Source organism: Catellatospora sp. NPDC049133 (assembly GCF_040648455.1).
GTDB classification, from domain to species: Bacteria; Actinomycetota; Actinomycetes; order Mycobacteriales; family Micromonosporaceae; genus Catellatospora; species Catellatospora aurea.
On sequence record NZ_JBEZDT010000007.1, the window covers coordinates 144805 to 160805 of the forward strand.

The 16001-nt window shown below is 72.1% G+C and carries 16 protein-coding genes; 5 read left to right on the forward strand and 11 right to left on the reverse strand.

Annotated features, from left to right (window positions below; all coding sequences use genetic code 11):
* Position 1: 1 nt before the first annotated feature.
* The 3 genes from ligA to AB0B35_RS10130 all read right to left on the reverse strand — a co-directional run bounded on the left by ligA (position 2) and on the right by AB0B35_RS10130 (position 4152).
* Complete coding sequence (gene ligA / locus AB0B35_RS10120) at positions 2-2086, reverse strand: NAD-dependent DNA ligase LigA (protein ID WP_361043116.1); 2085 nt, start codon at positions 2084-2086, stop codon at positions 2-4.
* Positions 2087-2275: 189 nt separating this feature from the next.
* Positions 2276-3280: an ADP-ribosylglycohydrolase family protein gene (locus AB0B35_RS10125; RefSeq protein WP_361043118.1), complete on the reverse strand. Its 1005-nt coding sequence runs from the start codon at positions 3278-3280 to the stop codon at positions 2276-2278.
* A 173-nt stretch (positions 3281-3453) separates the two neighbouring features.
* The gene (locus AB0B35_RS10130) at positions 3454-4152 is read right to left on the reverse strand and encodes an SDR family oxidoreductase (RefSeq protein WP_361043120.1); all 699 of its coding nucleotides are present in this window, start codon (positions 4150-4152) and stop codon (positions 3454-3456) included.
* A gap of 111 nt (positions 4153-4263) precedes the next feature.
* On the opposite strand from AB0B35_RS10130, the gene AB0B35_RS10135 reads away from it, so the two are divergent.
* A complete protein-coding gene (locus AB0B35_RS10135; RefSeq protein ID WP_361043122.1) occupies positions 4264-4932 on the forward strand; it encodes a winged helix-turn-helix transcriptional regulator in 669 nt (222 codons plus the stop codon).
* Positions 4933-5027: 95 nt separating this feature from the next.
* On the opposite strand, the gene AB0B35_RS10140 is transcribed toward AB0B35_RS10135, so the two are convergent.
* From AB0B35_RS10140 to AB0B35_RS10160, 5 genes are all read right to left on the reverse strand, one after another.
* Complete coding sequence (locus AB0B35_RS10140; RefSeq protein WP_361043374.1) at positions 5028-6050, reverse strand: methionine synthase; 1023 nt, start codon at positions 6048-6050, stop codon at positions 5028-5030.
* A gap of 181 nt (positions 6051-6231) precedes the next feature.
* Positions 6232-7311 carry a tRNA 2-thiouridine(34) synthase MnmA gene (gene mnmA, locus AB0B35_RS10145; RefSeq protein ID WP_361043124.1) on the reverse strand — a complete coding sequence of 360 codons (1080 nt, stop codon included), beginning with the start codon at positions 7309-7311 and terminating at the stop codon, positions 6232-6234.
* Positions 7312-7529: 218 nt separating this feature from the next.
* Positions 7530-8693, reverse strand: coding sequence for a cysteine desulfurase family protein (locus AB0B35_RS10150; RefSeq protein ID WP_361043126.1), 1164 nt, complete (start codon positions 8691-8693; stop codon positions 7530-7532).
* Positions 8694-8872: 179 nt separating this feature from the next.
* Positions 8873-9829, reverse strand: a complete 957-nt coding sequence (locus AB0B35_RS10155) for an electron transfer flavoprotein subunit alpha/FixB family protein (protein WP_361043129.1) — start codon at positions 9827-9829, stop codon at positions 8873-8875.
* A gap of 12 nt (positions 9830-9841) precedes the next feature.
* Positions 9842-10621 (reverse strand): electron transfer flavoprotein subunit beta/FixA family protein, encoded by a 780-nt coding sequence (locus AB0B35_RS10160; protein WP_360521714.1) that lies wholly within the window; start codon positions 10619-10621, stop codon positions 9842-9844.
* A gap of 313 nt (positions 10622-10934) precedes the next feature.
* Here AB0B35_RS10160 and AB0B35_RS10165 point away from each other — a divergent pair, with 313 nt between their 5' ends.
* Positions 10935-11111, forward strand: a complete 177-nt coding sequence (locus AB0B35_RS10165; RefSeq protein WP_361043132.1) for a hypothetical protein — start codon at positions 10935-10937, stop codon at positions 11109-11111.
* A gap of 118 nt (positions 11112-11229) precedes the next feature.
* On the opposite strand, the gene AB0B35_RS10170 is transcribed toward AB0B35_RS10165, so the two are convergent.
* On the reverse strand, positions 11230-12036 hold the full coding sequence (locus AB0B35_RS10170; RefSeq protein WP_361043134.1) for a GNAT family N-acetyltransferase: 807 nt from the start codon (positions 12034-12036) through the stop codon (positions 11230-11232).
* An 18-nt stretch (positions 12037-12054) separates the two neighbouring features.
* Between AB0B35_RS10170 and AB0B35_RS10175 the strand changes: the two genes are divergently transcribed.
* From AB0B35_RS10175 to AB0B35_RS10185, 3 genes are read left to right on the forward strand one after another with little or no spacing between them, the layout of a single operon-like run.
* On the forward strand, positions 12055-12447 hold the full coding sequence (locus AB0B35_RS10175) for a DUF202 domain-containing protein (protein WP_361043137.1): 393 nt from the start codon (positions 12055-12057) through the stop codon (positions 12445-12447).
* 46 nt (positions 12448-12493) lie between these two features.
* On the forward strand, positions 12494-12802 hold the full coding sequence (locus AB0B35_RS10180) for a DUF202 domain-containing protein (protein WP_361043139.1): 309 nt from the start codon (positions 12494-12496) through the stop codon (positions 12800-12802).
* 17 nt (positions 12803-12819) lie between these two features.
* A complete protein-coding gene (locus AB0B35_RS10185; RefSeq protein ID WP_361043141.1) occupies positions 12820-13221 on the forward strand; it encodes a PLD nuclease N-terminal domain-containing protein in 402 nt (133 codons plus the stop codon).
* On the opposite strand, the gene AB0B35_RS10190 is transcribed toward AB0B35_RS10185, so the two are convergent.
* Both AB0B35_RS10190 and AB0B35_RS10195 read right to left on the reverse strand, forming a co-directional pair.
* Positions 13218-14606 carry a GH1 family beta-glucosidase gene (locus AB0B35_RS10190; protein WP_361043144.1) on the reverse strand — a complete coding sequence of 463 codons (1389 nt, stop codon included), beginning with the start codon at positions 14604-14606 and terminating at the stop codon, positions 13218-13220. The genes AB0B35_RS10185 and AB0B35_RS10190 overlap by 4 nt on opposite strands.
* 64 nt (positions 14607-14670) lie before the next feature.
* On the reverse strand, positions 14671-15981 hold the full coding sequence (locus tag AB0B35_RS10195) for a D-arabinono-1,4-lactone oxidase (protein ID WP_361043146.1): 1311 nt from the start codon (positions 15979-15981) through the stop codon (positions 14671-14673).
* Positions 15982-16001: the final 20 nt, after the last annotated feature.

Sequence of the window (16001 nt, forward strand, 5' to 3'; positions counted from 1 at the left end):
TCTACTCGTTTTCGCGGTTCGCGTCCGCGTACGCCTTCGCCGCCTCCGGGCCCTGCTCCAGCAGCACCGCGAAGCCCGCCTCATCGAGGGTCGGCACGCCCAGCGAGCGGGCCTTGTCCAGCTTGGACCCGGCGTTCTCGCCGACGACCACGAAGCTGGTCTTCTTCGACACCGAACCGGCCACCTTCGCCCCGAGCGCGGTCAGCGCGTCGGCGGCCCCGTCGCGGGTGTGGTTCTCCAGGGTGCCGGTGACCACGACGGTCAGCCCGTCCAGCGGCTTGGGCCCGGTGTCGGCGACCGGCTCCTGCTCCAGGAGCACGCCCGCGGCGCGCCACTTCTCGACCACCTCGCGGTGCCAGTTCTCGGCGAACCACTCGCGGACCGCCTCGGCGATGGTGCCGCCGACGTCCTCGACCACCGACATCTGCTCCAGCGACGCGGTCGCGATCGCGTCGAGGGAGTTGAAGTGGTTGGCCAGCGCGCGGGCGGCGGTCGGGCCGGTGTGCCGGATGGACAGCGAGGTCAGCACCCGGAACAGCTCCTTGGTCTTGGCCAGTTCCAGGTTGGCCAGCAGCTTGCCGGCGTTCGTGGACAGCGTGCCGTCCTTCTTCAGGAAGAACGCCGACTTCGCCAGCCGCGCCTCGTCGAGGCTGAACAGGTCGCCCTCGTCGGCCAGCACCCCGTCGTTGACCAGCGCCAGGGCGGCCTTCTCGCCCATGCCCTCGATGTCGAAGCCGTCCCGGCCGCCGATGTAGATGATGCGCTCGGACAGCTGCGCCTTGCAGTAGCGCGTGTTCGGGCAGCGCAGATCGACGTCGGCCTCCTTGGCCGGGGCCAGCTTGGTGCCGCAGGACGGGCAGGTCGACGGCATGGTCCAGGCGTGCTCGCTGCCGTCGCGCAGCGCCTCGACCGGGCCCACCACCTCCGGGATCACGTCACCGGCGCGGCGGATCACCACGGTGTCGCCGATCAGCACGCCCTTGCGCGCCACCTCCTGCTGGTTGTGCAAAGTCGCGCTGGCGACGGTCACGCCGCCGACGAACACCGGCTCCAGCACCGCGTACGGCGTGACCCGGCCGGTGCGGCCGACGTTCACCTCGATGCCGAGCAGCTTCGTGTTGACCTCCTCCGGCGGGTACTTGAACGCGATCGCCCAGCGCGGCGCGCGGCTGGTCGCCCCGAGCTTGGTCTGCTCGGCGACGTCGTCGACCTTGACCACCACGCCGTCGATGTCGTGTTCGAGGTCGTGCCGGTGTGCGGCGTAGTCGGCGATGTACGCCTTCACCTCGTCCAGCGTGTCGACCACCCGCCAGCGCTCGCTGGTCGGCAGGCCCCACGCCTTGAGCTGCGCGTACGCGTCGGACTGGCTGGTCGGTTCGAAGCCGGTGCGGGCGCCGATGCCGTGCACGATCAGGTGCAGGGCGCGCTTGGCGGTGATCGCCGGGTCCTTCTGCCGCAGCGAGCCGGAGGCGGCGTTGCGCGGGTTCACGTAGGTGCGCTCGCCCGCCGCGAGCTGGGCCGCGTTGAGGTCGGCGAAGGCCTGCGCCGGGAAGTAGATCTCGCCGCGGACCTCGACCAGGTCGGGCGGGTTGTCACCGGCCAGCTTGTGCGGGATGCCCGCGATGCGGCGCACGTTGGCGGTGACGTCCTCGCCGGTGCGCCCGTCGCCGCGGGTCGCGCCCCGGGTCAGCCGGCCCTTCTCGTAGGTGAGATTGACCGCGAGGCCGTCGATCTTCAGCTCGCACAGGTAGCGCACCGGCGCGCCCGCGTCCTTCTCGACCCGGGCCGCCCAGGCGGCGAGCTGGTCGTCGTTGAACGCGTTGTCGAGGCTGAGCATGCGCTCGGCGTGGTCGACGCTGGCGAAGCCGAGCCACTCCCCCGCCCCGACCCGCTGCGTCGGCGAGTCCTGCGAGACCAGCTCGGGGTGCTCCAGCTCCAGCGCCTCCAGCTCGTGCATGAGCTCGTCGTAGGCCGCGTCGGACAGCGTCGGCGCGTCGTCGACGTAGTAGCGGTGCTGCGCGTCATTGATCTTGGCCACGAGCTCGGCGTACCGCGTCCGGACCTTGTCGGTTACCTCACTGGTCACCCGTGCACGGTATCCGCCGCCCCCGACACCGCGGACCCCGCCCTGCGGACCAGCCAAGATCTCTTTTCTTGGACGCTGGACGCCGCCCCAGCAGCACCGGGCGTCCACAGAAACAGATCATGGCGATGCGCCGCGGCACGGCCGTCGTCCCGGTGGCGGGCTTGGCGACGCGCCGGTCGCGGGTCGCGCTCAGTCCCAGGCCGCGCCGAGGGCGGCGAGCTGGTCGGCGTACTCGATGCGCTCGGCCCAGGCCGTCGGCCAGATCGCCGTGCCCGCCGCCGCGCCGTGGAACGCGCCCGCCAGGCAGGCGATCGAGTCGGAGTCGCCGCTGGTCGCGGCTGCCCGGCCGAGCGCGGCGACCGGGTCGTCGGCGTGCCGCAGGGCCGCGAGCAGCGCCGTGGCCAGCGCCTCCTCGGCGATCCAGCCCTCGCCGGTCTCCCGGCACACGTCACCGCCGGAGTCCGGCCCGGCCAGCGCCGCGAGCAGCACGTCCAGCGCGTCGGCGCACTCGTCCCAGCCGCGCGCCATGAACTCCCCGGGCGTCAGCACCCCCGGCCGCTGCCACAGGTCGCCGAGCCAGTCCTCGCGGTACACGGTGCGCTGGTCGGCGCAGCGGTCCCGCAGCGCGCCGGGCACGTCAGCCAGGTCGAGGCCGTCGCGCAGCAGCCGCACCGCCAGCGCGGTCAACTCGGCCGCGGCCAGCCCGGTCGGGTGCCCGTGGGTCAGCCCCGCCTGCAACTGCGCGACCCCGGCCAGGGTGTCCAGGTCGTATCCGGCGATCAGGCCGACCGGGGTGACCCGCATGTTGGCCCCGCAGCCCTTCGAACCGGCCACGGTCGCCTCCTGCCAGCGCAGCCCCGCCGACAGGTTCGCACAGGCGTTCAGGCAGGTCATACCGGGAGCACGGTTGTTCTCCGGGCTCTTCGCCCAGGCCAGGAAACGCTCGCGCAGCAGAGGTTCGAGTTCCGCCGCGGTCGGCTCGGCGGCGTCGCGCAGCGCCCACGCGACCGCGAGCGCCATCTGCGTGTCGTCCGTGACGAGCGCGGGTTCGGGCAGCTCACGCGGCCCGCCCGGCCCGTGCTCCGCCACGATCTGGGCGTACTTGCGGAACTCGGTCGGCTTGCCCAGCGCGTCGCCGTACGCCAGCCCGAAGAGCGACCCGCTGGCCGCGTCGATCACCGTCACCCGGGGCATCCTGCCACCCCCGCGCCACCCGCGGACCGGTCGGCCGGCACCGGCCGCGGTTGATCAGCCGATTTGCCTGGCACCTGGGCGAAAGGGCGTTCAAGACACACACGACCGCCCGGCAAGTCAGATGAACCGGACTGGCCGGGCGGCCCGGCACGGGGCCGCCCGGACGTCGAGCCTCAGGCGACCGCCGGGTACAGCTGCCGCAGGTCACCGGACAGGCCGGACTTGACCTGCCGGGCCACGTCGTCGGCGAGCACCTCGGGCTGGCCGGCCTCGACCCCGTCGAGGACCTGCGCCACGACGTCCGCGGCCGCGATCTTCGGGCCGTCGACGTGCGCCGCCATGTCGGTGTCGATGTAGCCGATGTGCACCCCGGTCACCAGGGTGCCCTGCCCGTGCAGCGCCAGCCGCAGCGCGTTGGTCGCGGCCCAGGCGGCGGACTTCGACGCCGAGTAGCCCGCGGTGTTCGGCAGCGCCAGCCAGGACAGCGCGGAGAGCACGTTGACGACCGCGCCGCCGCCGTTGGCGGCGAGGATCGGTGCGAACTCGCGGGACATGCGTACCGGGCCGTAGTAGTTGGTCTCCATCTCCCGGCGCAGCTCCTCGTCGCTGTCGAGGATGCCCGCGCCGGTCGCGATGCCCGCGTTGTTGATCAGGAGCTGCACGTCGCCGGCCTGCTTGGCGGCCGCCGCCACCGAGGCGGGGTCGGTGACGTCGAGCTGGAGCGGGACGACCCGCGGGTCGGTGATCGACGCCGCGTCGCGGGCGGTGGCGTACACCTTCGCCGCGCCGCGGGCGAGCAGCGCCTCGGTGAACGCCTTGCCGAGGCCGCGGTTGGCGCCGGTCACGAGGGCCACGGAACCATTGATCTTCATGTTCGCCTCCTGGTGGGTCGGGCTTCACCAACGACACTATACGAAACATATAGCGATTACCTTGAGATACGAATCATATAGCTCCAGCCATGCGATAGGTATGCTCGAATCATGTCCAAGCGGATGTACGGCCAGGTGTGCCCGATCGCGCGCTCGCTCGACGTGCTCGGCGAGCGGTGGACCCTTCTCATCGTGCGCGAGCTGCTGCTCGGCCCGAGGCGGTTCAAGGAACTCCTGACCCAGCTGCCCGCGATGGGCACCAACCGCCTGGCCGAACGGCTCCAGCTGCTGGAGCGCAGCGGCGTCGTGGTCCGCCGCGCACTGCCGGCCGCCCCGGACGTGCGCGCCTACGAGCTGACCGCGTACGGCGAGCGGCTGCGCCCGCTGCTGATCGAGCTCGCCACCTGGGGTTCGGAGCTGCCGCTCGACGACGAGGTCGACCCGGGCACCGCGCGGGCCGAACTGATCGCGCTCTACCTGGCCGAGCACTGCCCCCCGGAAGTTGCCGCCGGACCGCCCGCGACCTACCAGTTCCACGTGGGCGACGAGGTCTTCCACGTTCGCGCCGACGGCGGCGTGCACACCAGATCCGGCCCCGCCCCGGTCCCCGCCGACCTCGTTGTGACCTGCGACCTGACCACCTTCGACGCGCTGACCCGGGGCACACTCGACCCCGCCGAGGCCGTCGCGTCCGGCGCGCTCACGACCAGCGGCGACCCCGCCGCGCTCACCCGCGTCTTCGGCCTGCTACGGCACCGCGTCCCCGCGGAGACGGCCTGACCTGGTCGTCCCCCGACGGCGGCGGCGCAGGCAGTCAGCGCTGCGTGACGGCTACCGCCCCTGGTGGCCGGTCCGGCGCCGCGGGCATTGCGCCGTCACTGCTCGACCAGTCGCCTACCGGCTTCGCGGCAGGCCTTCAGCACTGCCTGGGCGTAGGCGGGTGTCGCCCGGGCCAGACCGCACGACGGCGTCACCACCACCCGCCGCGCCATCAGCTCGTCGGCGAAACCGAGATCCCGCCACAGCCGCCTGACCCGCTCGGCGAGCGCCGCGCCGTTCGGGCTCGTGCCGTTGCCCGGGGGCGTCGTGCGCGCCACGCCCGCGAACAGGCCGAGCCCGGCGTCGATCAGCTCGCCCACCGCGTCGAGCTTCTCCGCGCCCGTGCCGACCAGGTCCAGGTCCAGTGCGAGCGCGGCCGCCCCGGCCTCCCGCAGCAGCGCCAGCGGCGTGTCCGGCGCGCAGCAGTGCACGACCACCGGCACCCCGGCCGCGCCGATCACCGAGGCGAGCGTGTCCCGGACGGTCGACGGAGCCACCGAGCGGTACGTGTGCAGAGTGCTGGCGGTGCGCACCCGCCCGGCCAGCACCGCGGGCAGCGACGGCTCGTCGAGCTGGAGCAGCACCCGCGCACCCGGCACCCGCCGCTGAACGTCGGCGACGTGTGCCTTGAGCCCCTCGGCGAGCGATTCCGCCAGGTCACGGGCGGCGCCGTGGTCGGAGACGAGCGCCTCACCCAGGGCCAGCTCGATGTTGGCCGCCAGCGTCCACGGCCCCGCCGACTGCACCTTCAGCGTCCCGGTGAACCCGTCGGCCTGCTCGGTGAGCTGGTCCAGGTCGCGCTCACGCAGGTCGTACGCCCGGCGAAGCTCGCGGCCCGGACTCGCCGCGACCCGCCACCGGCCCGCGTAGATCTCCACCGGCAGCTCGACCAGCAGCCCGGCGCTCCGCCCGATCATGTCCGCGCCGGGGCCGCGTGCGGGCAGCTCCGGCAGGTACGGCAGGTCCGGCAGCTCGCCGAGAGTGAACTTGACCGCCTCGGCGATGTCGGCGCCCGGCAGCGATCCGATGCCCGTCGCCGATCCGGCGGGCCACAGCGGCTCGGCAGGCTTGTCCGTGATCTCGTCCGGCGTGCTCATGCTGGGGCCTCGTTCTGCTCGCCTTGCGGGTGGCACCTCGCGGTGCGGGAACGGACAGCGGTGCGCGCCGTGGTGCCACGCCGGTCGCCGTGCCGCGGCGTCGCCGGGTCACTGGCGCGAACGGTGCCATGGTGGCCGCGCGATGCGGCTCGGCCGCGCCCGCTCATGCGGCGGTGGTGATGGTGGCGCTGCCGAGCACGATGTCACCGGCCGGGTCCGGCCGGTAGGCCACGACGGCCTGACCTGCCGCGATGCCGCGCTCAGGGCGGCGCAGCCGCACGCTCATCGCCGCGCCGTCGAGTTCCACGACGGCAGGCGCGGGGCGGCCGTGCGCCCGCAACTGCACCTCGCACTCGATCGGGCCGACCGGCGCCTCGCCCGCGATCCAGACCGTACGCGCGCCGTCGACCTGCGAGACCTCCAGCGCCTCGGCGGGGCCGACGGTGACCGTGTTGGTGACCGGCGTGATCGACAACACGTAGCGCGGGCGGCCGTCCGGCGCGGGCCGGCCCAGTGCCAGCCCCTTGCGCTGGCCGACCGTGTACGCGAACGCGCCGTCGTGCTTGCCCAGCACCTCGCCGGTGCCGGCGTCGACGATGTCGCCCGGCTCGCTGCCCAGGTGCTTGCGCAGGAAGCCCTGCGTGTCGCCGTCGGCGATGAAGCAGATGTCGTGCGAGTCGGGCTTGTCGGCCACGGCCAGGCCACGGGCGTGCGCCTCGGCGCGCACCTGCTCCTTGGTCGAGTCGCCGAGCGGGAACATCGAGTGGTCGAGCTGCTCCCGGTTGAGCACCGCCAGCACGTACGACTGATCCTTGGCGAGGTCGACGCTGCGGCGCAGCAGGCCGTCGGCGCCCAGCCGCGCGTGGTGGCCGGTGACCACCGCGTCGAAGCCCAGGGCCAGCGCCCGGTCCAGCACCGCCGCGAACTTGATCTTCTCGTTGCAGCGCAGGCACGGATTCGGAGTGCGGCCCGCCGCGTACTCCGCGACGAAGTCCTCGATCACGTCCTCATGGAAACGCTCGGCCATGTCCCACACGTAGAAGGGGATCCCGAGCACGTCCGCCGCCCGCCGCGCGTCGTGCGCGTCCTCCTTGGTGCAGCACCCCCGCGCCCCGGTCCGATGTGTCGCCGCGTTCTTCGACAGCGCCAGGTGCACCCCGGTGACATCGTGCCCGGCCGCCACGGCCCGAGCAGCCGCCACCGCCGAATCCACCCCACCAGACATAGCCGCCAGCACACGCACCCCGACAGCCTACCCGCCACCCCACCCCACCGCGTTGATCATGAACTTATGGCACGGGTCAGCGGTGTGTCGCCGCCACAACCTCATGATCATCCGGTACGGAACGCGCACACACCGCGACCGAAGCCGCACCCCGACGAGATGATCATGAAGTTGTGGCACAGACTCGCCGTCGAGCCGTGCCATAAGTTCATGATCAACGCGGAGAAAGCGGTGGGTCAGCGGGACATGCCGGCGCGGCGGGCGCGGTCGACGGCTGCGGGGAGGGCCGTGATGAGGGCGTCGAGGTCGGCGCGGGTGGTGGTGTGGCCGAGGGTGAAGCGCAGGGAGGAGCGGGCGGAGAGGGGGTCGGCGCCCATCTGGAGAAGCACGTGCGAGGGCTGGGCGACGCCGGCGGAGCAGGCCGAGCCGGTGGAGACGGCGATGTCCTGGGCGTCGAGCAGCAGCAGGAGAGCGTCGCCCTCGCAGCCGGGGAAGCTGAAGTGCGCGTTGCCGGGCAGCCGGGCACCGGGCTCGTCGGCCGGGGCGCCGTTGAGGATCGCGTCGGGGACGACGGCACGCACTCGCTCGATCAGCTCGTCTCGCAGCGCGGCGAGCCGTTGCGCGTGCTGCTCCTGGTGCTTGACGGCGTGCTCGACGGCGCAGGCGAAGGAGACGATGCCGGGCACGTCCAGCGTGCCGGAGCGCACGTCGCGCTCCTGGCCACCGCCGTGCAGCAGCGGGGTGCAGGCGACGTCGCGGCCCAGCACCAGCGCGCCGACGCCGAGCGGGCCGCCCAGCTTGTGCCCGGTGAGGGTGAGCGCGGCGACGCCGCTCGCGGCGTAGTCCACCGGCACCTGGCCGACGGCCTGCACCGCGTCGGTGTGCAGCGGCACACCGTGCGCTGCCGCGAGCGCGGCCAGTTCGGCGATCGGCTGCACGGTCCCGACCTCGTTGTTGGCCCACATGACGGTGATCAGCGCGACCTTGTCGTCCAGGGCCTCGGCCAGCACCTCCGGCCGCACCCGGCCCTGCTGGTCGACCGGCAGCGAGACCACGTCGGCGCCCTCGTGCTCGCCCAGCCAGTGCACCGCGTCCAGCACCGCGTGGTGCTCGACGGCGCCGGTCAGGACCTTGGTGCGCCCCTGCGGGCGGCGGGCCCAGTAGACGCCCTTGACGGCGAGGTTGTCACTCTCGGTGCCGCCGCCCGTGAAGATCACTTCGGACGGACGCGCGCCCAGCACCGCCGCGATGCGCTCACGCGACTCCTCGACCAGGCGGCGGGCAGCGCGGCCCGGGCCGTGCAACGACGAGGCGTTGCCGACCTCACGCGCGGTCGCGACGTAGGCGTCCAGCGCCTCAGGCAGCATCGGCGTGGTCGCCGCATGATCAAGGTAGGCCATCTCGCCGCCAAGCCTAGCCGTAAGGGTGCTTACCCGTATCCCAGGAGTGTGCCGGGCATGGCCCGCCGGTCACCCCCGACCGGCGGCCGCGACGGCCCTACGACCCTGTCACCAGCCATGACACGGCGAAGGGCCCGGCGGCCGGTGACCGCGGGGCCCTTCGATGTTTGCGTACGCCGTCAGCGGCGCTTGCGGATCTCCTCGGACGCCTGCGGCACGACCTGGTTGAGGTCACCCACGACGCCGAAGTCGGCCAGCTCGAAGATCGGCGCCTCGGTGTCCTTGTTCACCGCGACGATGGTCTTCGAGGTCTGCATGCCGGCCCGGTGCTGGATCGCGCCAGAGATGCCGACCGCGATGTAGAGCTGCGGCGACACGGTCTTGCCGGTCTGCCCGACCTGGTACGCGTGCGGGTAGAAGCCGGAGTCGGTCGCCGCGCGCGACGCGCCGACGGCCGCGCCGAGCAGGTCGGCCAGCTCCTCGATGATCTTGAAGTTCTCCGCCGACGCGACACCGCGGCCACCGGAGACGACGATCGACGCCTCGGTCAGCTCCGGGCGGGCGCCCTTGGCCTCGGCGACGCGCTTGCTGACCACGGCCAGCTTGTCGGAGTCGGCCAGCGCCACCTCGACCTGCTCCACCGACGGCGAGGCCGCGGCGGGGCTGGGCGTGAGCGAGTTCGGCCGTACGGTGACCAGCGGCAGGCCCTTGGTGACCTTGGACTTGACGATGGTCGAGCCAGCGAAGGCGACCTGGGTGGCGGTGCCGTCTGCGGCCAGCTCGACCACGTCGGTGAGCACGCCGTTGTCCAGCTTGACCGCGAGCCGGCCCGCGATCTCCTTGCCCTCCTGGGTGGAGCCGATCAGCACGGCCGCCGGGGAGACGGCCTTGACCAGCTGCGCGAGCGCGGTGGCCTTGGGGGCGACCAGGTGCTCGTCGATCTCGGCGCTCTCGGCCGCGTAGACCTTCGTCGCGCCGTACTCGCCGAGCTTGTCGACGAGCGGGGCGGCCGTGCCGGGGGCGCCCAGCACCACCGCGGCGGGCTCGCCGAGCGAGCGCGCCAGGGTCAGCATCTCCAGCGTGACCTTCTTGACCGTGCCGCCGGAGGACTCGACGACTACCAGAACCTCAGCCATTGTCGGCGCCTCTCAGACGAACTTCTCGGAGGACAGGAAATCGACCAGCGCGACGCCGCCCTCACCGGAGTCGGCGACCTTCTGGCCGGCGCTGCGCGCCGGGCGCTTGCTGTGCGACAGCACGGTGGTGGCGGCGCCCGCCCAGCCCACCTGGTCCGCGGCGACGCCGAGGTCGGCCAGCGACTTGGTGGCCACCGGCTTCTTCTTGGCGGCCATGATGCCCTTGAAGGACGGATAACGCGGCTCGTTGATGGTGTCCCACACGCTCACGATCGCGGGGGTGGCGGCCGTGACGACCTCGTACCCCTCCTCGGTCTGGCGCTCGACGGTCAGCCGCGAGCCCTCGACGGTGAGCTTGCGCGCGCCGGTCAGCGCCGCGAAGCCCAGCCGCTCGGCCAGCATGTGCGGCATGACCTGGCCGCGGGCGTCGGTCGACTCCGCACCCGAGATGACCAGGTCGGGGGCCAGCTCGCTGATCGCGGCGGCGAGCACCTTGCTGGTGCCCAGCGCGTCGGTGCCGGCGAGGGCGTCGTCGAGCACGTGCACGGCCGCGTCGGGGCCCATGGACAGCGCCTTGCGGATCGACTCGGTGGCCCGGTCCGGCCCCATGGTCAGCACGGTCACCTCACCGCCGTGCGCCTCCTGCAGCCGCAGCGCCTCCTCGATGGCGTACTCGTCCATCTCGTTGATGACGTTGTTGGCCGAGGCACGGTCGACGGTGTTGTCGTCCGCGCGCAGATTGCGCTCGGCGCCGGAATCCGGCACCTGCTTGACAAGTACGACGATCTTCATCGCGCTCTGACGACCCTCCTGAGTTGAACGGACGTTCATGCCCTCGCCGCGAGCCTGTCTCCTGACACGTCACGGGTCAAGCTAGACCGGCTGTGGACGTTGCCACTTTTGCCGGCCCGGCGCGAGTGGGGAGTCCTCGGCGGTCCGCCGTTTCAGGCGGATCGCCGGGACGAGCCATTCGCGAAGCAGGTTACTGACGAGTAATTTATGACCCCTGCTCGCCTACCCGCCAGGACGGCCGCCAATAGTGACAGACGTCACCCCGCCATGATGCCCATCCCGTAGAGTCACGCCTAGCAGGAGGTGTCATGACATGACCACGCAAACCGCACCCCTGCCGGGCCGCCCCACCACGGATCCGGGCCTGCCGCCCGAGGCGGAGCACCACCGGCAGCCTGAGCCCGACGAACACCTGTGCACCTGTGGCCGCCTACGCGACGACTGCGTCCGCGACACGATCCGCGACCTCTGGCACCCGGCCCACACCTGACCGCCGGCCGCGCCGCCCACTTCGCCATAGACGTTGGCCTATCACATCGACTCCGAGTGCTGCCGGAAAGTCGATGCGATAGGCCAACGTCAATGCAAAGCACACGGCGGACAGGCCGTCAGGCGGCGGACGGCCGCCAGATGTACGGCGTAGTGGTGGTCACCGCGACCATGCCCAGCCGCTCCAGGATCGGCCGGCTGTCCGCCGACGCGTCCACCTGCAGGTACTTGAACCCGCGCTCCACCGCCCGGATCGCCCGGTGCGCCACCATCGCCTTGTAGATGCCGCGCCCCCGCCACTGCTCCAGCGTCGACCCGCCCCACAGCCCGGCGAACTCGGTGCCCTTCTCGTACCGGATCCAGCCCGCGCAGACCACCTCGCCGCCGGCCTCGGCGACCACGATGGTCAGCCCCCGCGGGTCCGCGGCCAGCTCCTTCTCCAGCCCGAAGACCAGGTGGCTGCGGTCCTCCTTCCAGACCGCCTCCTCCATCGCCCCGATCCGCTCCAGGTCGGCCCGCGAGGTCACCTCGCGCAGCGTCACGCCCTCCGGCAGCACCGGGGGCGACGCGAGCGGCTCGGCCAGCCCGATGATCACAGTCTCCAGCTCGTCGGGCTGGAACCCGGCCGCCACCAGCCGCTCCGGCAGGTCGGCGGGCAGGTCGTGGCCCCGCAGCTTCCACTCGACCTCCTCGCCGCGGGCGGCGAAGTAATCACGCTGGCGCGCGATGAGCGCGTCGAGTTCGGGGCCGCTCAGGTGGGAGACGTCGCGATAGGTGACGAATCCGCCGCGGTCGAGGCCACTCATCCGGACCACCGGGCCGTCCCACTCGACGACCATGCCGGCGGGCAGGGGGTCGGGGATCTCGGTGCGCAGCTGCTCGTCGTACGCCCTCAGCAGGGCGTCGGTATCAAGTTCAGAAGTCATCGCCTTGATACTAGGAAGGTGCTGGCTAGGGTGCGCAACTGGTTTGATCCGCGCGAAGTTCACGAAACAGGGCAGACTCCCGACTACCGCTTCTCCCTGGCCAACGAGCGCACCTTCCTCGCCTGGATCCGCACCGGCCTCGCCATGATCGGCGGTGGGCTGGTGGTGGCCCAGTTCCTGCCGCCGATGGCCGTGCCGCACATGACGAAGATCCTCGGCGTGGCGCTGATCCTGCTCGGCGTCGGCTGCGCGCTGCGCGCCGTCGACCACTGGATCCGCTGCGAGATCGCGATGCGCAACAACCGCCCGCTGCCGCCGTCGCGATTCCCTGCCATGCTCGCGATCGTGGTCGCGCTGGGGTCGCTGGCCCTGCTGGTCGAGGTGTTCGTCGACCTCTACCGCGCCCGATGAGCACACCGAGCCCAGTGCGCCAGGCCTGCGCCGAACAGGCGTCGCCGTGAACCCGCCGGTCGACCACGGCGCGCAGCCGGAACGCACTCGGCTGGCCTGGCGGCGCACCGTGCTGTCGGCCACCGCGTGCGCGCTGCTGCTCGTGCGGCTGGCCTTCGAGCGCGGACTCGACGACGTCGGCGCGCTGGCCCTGGCCTTGGGCCTGCTGTGTTGGCTGGCGTTGCTGCTGGTCGCGCAGCGGCGGATCCGGGCCATGGAGCGGCAGCATCCGGCAGGAGTCGCCCGGACGATGGCCGCGGTCACCGTCTGCTGTGCCCTGACGGGCGTCCTGGGGGTACTCCTCATCCTCTGGTGAGGTCTACGCTCTACGCCGTGGGACGCCTGTGGATGTTCATCTTCCTCGCCGAGATCGTGCTGACGGTGGCCGCGCTGATCAGCTGCCTGTCCGCCGAGGAGCACCGCCTGAACGCGCTGCCGCGCTGGGGCTGGGTGCTCATCATCCTGCTGTTCTCCCCGATCGGGGCGATCGCGTGGTTCGTGGTGGGCAAGGAGCGCACGCCGGACCCGAAGGTGTGGCGGCAGGGCAGCGGCTTCCCGGAGTCCCAGCGGCCGGGCCGGGCCCTGGCCCCCGACGACGACCCCGAGTTCCTGCGCAAGCTCGCCAAGGAGCAGCGGGAGACCGCGGCCGCCGACCGCGAGCTGCTGAGCAAGTGGGAGATGGACCTGCGCCGCCGCGAGGAGGAGCTGCGCAAGCAGGACAGGTCCGAGGACTAGCCGCGCTCGCGCAGCCTCCGCGCGAGCCAGCGGAAGGACTCCTTGGGCGTACGCCGCTGCGTCGGGTAGTCGACGTGCACCAGCCCGAAGCGCTGGCTGTAGCCGGCCGCCCACTCGAAGTTGTCGAGCAGGCTCCAGACGAAGTAGCCGCGCAGGTCGAGCCCGTCCGCCCGCTGGCGCAGCGCCACCGCGAGGTGCTGGCGCAGGTAGTCGACGCGCTGCGGGTCGGGCACCGAGCCGTCCGGAGCGACCTCGTCGGGGAAGCTGGCCCCGCCCTCGGTGATGTACACCGGCGGCAGCCGGTCACCGTAGCGTTCGGACAGTTCGTCGAGGGTGTCGCCGAGCCCGGCGGGGCTGACCGGCCAGCCGAACCCGGTCCGCGGCACGCCTTCGATCTCGGCGAAGGCGAACGGCAGCTCGCCGACCCGGGCGAAGTCGCCCTCGGGCGTGTGGTCGGTGGCCGCGTCCGGGTCGGCCATGCCCACCCGGGACGGGTAGTAGTAGTTGACGCCGTAGAAGTCCAGCGGTGAGCTGATCACCTTGAGGTCCCCGGCCGGCACGTCGCCGAACGCGCCGAACAGCTCCGCGAACGGCTCCGGGGCCTGCGGATAGCGGCCGAGCAGCACCGGGTCCTCGAAGACCCGGTTCGCGATGAGGTCGTACAGGGCGGCGGCGAGCTGGTCCTCGGGGCGGTCCGAGGCGGGCACCACGGGGGTGTGCACGTTGGTGATGCCGATCTGCCCGGCCACGTTCGCCGCGCGCAGCGCCTGCACGGCCAGTCCGTGGCCGAGTAGCTGGTGGTGCGCCGCGGGCAGGGCGTCGAACAGCAGGGCGTGGCCTGGGGCGTGCGCGCCTGTGGCGTAGCCGGCCAGGGTCACCGAGTGCGGCTCGTTGACGGTGATCCACTTGCCGACCCGGTCGCCCAGGCGCGCCCCCATCAGGGCGGCGTACTCGCCGAAGCGCTCCGCGGTGTCGCGCGACAGCCAACCGCCCGCGTCCTCCAGGGCCTGCGGGGTGTCCCAGTGGAACAGGGTGGCCACCGGCTCGATGCCACGGGCCAGCATGGCGTCGACGAGCCGATCGTAGAACGCCAGACCGTCCGGGTTGGCCGGTCCGGTGCCGTCCGGCTGGATACGCGGCCACGCGATGGAGAAGCGGTACGCGTCCGCGCCGAGTTCGCGTACCAGATCAAGGTCTTGCTCGTAACGGTGGTAGTGGTCGCAGGCGACCGCCCCGGTGTCGCCGCCGAGCACCCGGCCCGGCTGCGCGCAGAAGGTGTCCCAGACCGACACCCCACGCCCGCCCTCGGTGACGGCACCCTCGATCTGGTACGCCGCGGTGGCCACGCCCAGCGTGAAGTCCTTGGGAATGCTCGGATCGATCACGCCTTCTCCTCGCTTCGCTCGTCGGCGGCGTCGACCGGCGTCATGGTTCGCTCGCTGCGCTCGCTCACGCGCCCAGCACCCGGTCCAGATAGTCGTTGGCGAAGACGCGCTCGGGGTCGAGCTTGTCGCGCACCGCGAGGAAGTCGCCGAACCGGGGGTACGTCGGGGCGAGCGTGCTCGCGTCCTGGTAGTGCATCTTGCCCCAGTGCGGCCGGCCGCCGTGCGCGCGGAAGATCTGCTCGGCGAGGCGGAAGTAGGTGTGCGGGTCCTCCTTGAAGAACCGGTGGATCGCCACGTATCCGGTCTCGCGGCCGTGCGCGGTGGACAGCCAGATGTCGTCGGGCGCGGCGACCCGCACCTCGACCGGGAACGAGATGCGCCAGCCGTTCTGGTTGATCAGGCGGTCCAGCGCGCGCAGCACGTCCGGCACCTCCTCGCGCGGCAGGGCGTACTCCATCTCCCGGAAGCGCACCTCGCGCTTGGTGGTGAAGACCGACGTGGACACGTCGGTGAACTCCCGGTTGTTGGTGAGCCGCTGGGCCAGCCGATTGATCGGCGGGGTCAGCGCGGGCACGGCTTTGCCGACGTTGCAGACCCAGTTGAAGACGGTGTTGGACATCAGGTCGTCGTCCAGCCAGCGCTGGAAGCCGCCGAGCGGCTTGCGCGGGGCGTCCATCGGCAGCCGGGTGTTCGTCTTGGTGAGCGCGGTCCGCGTGTGCGGGAACCAGTAGAACTCGAAGTGGTCCGCGCCCGTCCCCCGTTGCTCCCACTGCGCCAGCACCTCGGCCAGCGGCTCCGGCTTCTCGATCGCCTGGAGCTGGAACGCGGGCACGCACTGCACGGTGATGTCGAGCAGCACCCCGAGCGCGCCCAGCCCGAGGCGGGCCGCGTCGAGCAACTCCGGGTTGCTGTTCTCGGAGATCTCCATGGTGCCGCCGTCGGCGGTGGCCAGGGTGACCGCGACGATCTGCGTGGCCAGGCCGCCGAACGCGTGCCCGGTGCCGTGCGTGCCGGTCGAGGTCGCGCCCGCAATGGTCTGCGCGTCGATGTCGCCCATGTTCTGCAGCGCCAGACCGTACGGCCTGAGCAGCTCCGGCAGCCGGTAGAGGTGGGTGCCCGCGGCGAGCTTCACGCGGTGGCGCTGCTCGTCGACGGCGAGCACGCCCTGCAGGTGACGCAGGTCGAGCTGCACGCCCGGGGCGACGGCGATGCCGGTGAAGCTGTGGCCCGCGCCGATCGGCTTGACCCGCAGCCCGTCGGCGCGCGCGGCGGCGATGGCCTGCACCACCTCGTCGGGGCTGCCGGGGCACGCCACCCGCGCCGGGGTCACACTCTCGATCCGGCTCCAGTTCCGCCACACGGTGCTGCTGCTCACAGTGCCACCGCCAGTTCGCG

Coding starts and splice junctions, on each gene's coding strand:
- AB0B35_RS10150 (WP_361043126.1), bottom strand. CDS start 8,693: ATGGCCTACCTTGATCATGCGGCGACCACGCCGATGCTGCCTGAGGCG.
- AB0B35_RS10135 (WP_361043122.1), top strand. CDS start 4,264: ATGTCCAAGCGGATGTACGGCCAGGTGTGCCCGATCGCGCGCTCGCTC.
- AB0B35_RS10160 (WP_360521714.1), bottom strand. CDS start 10,621: ATGAAGATCGTCGTACTTGTCAAGCAGGTGCCGGATTCCGGCGCCGAG.
- AB0B35_RS10170 (WP_361043134.1), bottom strand. CDS start 12,036: ATGACTTCTGAACTTGATACCGACGCCCTGCTGAGGGCGTACGACGAG.
- AB0B35_RS10130 (WP_361043120.1), bottom strand. CDS start 4,152: ATGAAGATCAATGGTTCCGTGGCCCTCGTGACCGGCGCCAACCGCGGC.
- AB0B35_RS10155 (WP_361043129.1), bottom strand. CDS start 9,829: ATGGCTGAGGTTCTGGTAGTCGTCGAGTCCTCCGGCGGCACGGTCAAG.
- AB0B35_RS10165 (WP_361043132.1), top strand. CDS start 10,935: ATGACCACGCAAACCGCACCCCTGCCGGGCCGCCCCACCACGGATCCG.
- AB0B35_RS10125 (WP_361043118.1), bottom strand. CDS start 3,280: ATGCCCCGGGTGACGGTGATCGACGCGGCCAGCGGGTCGCTCTTCGGG.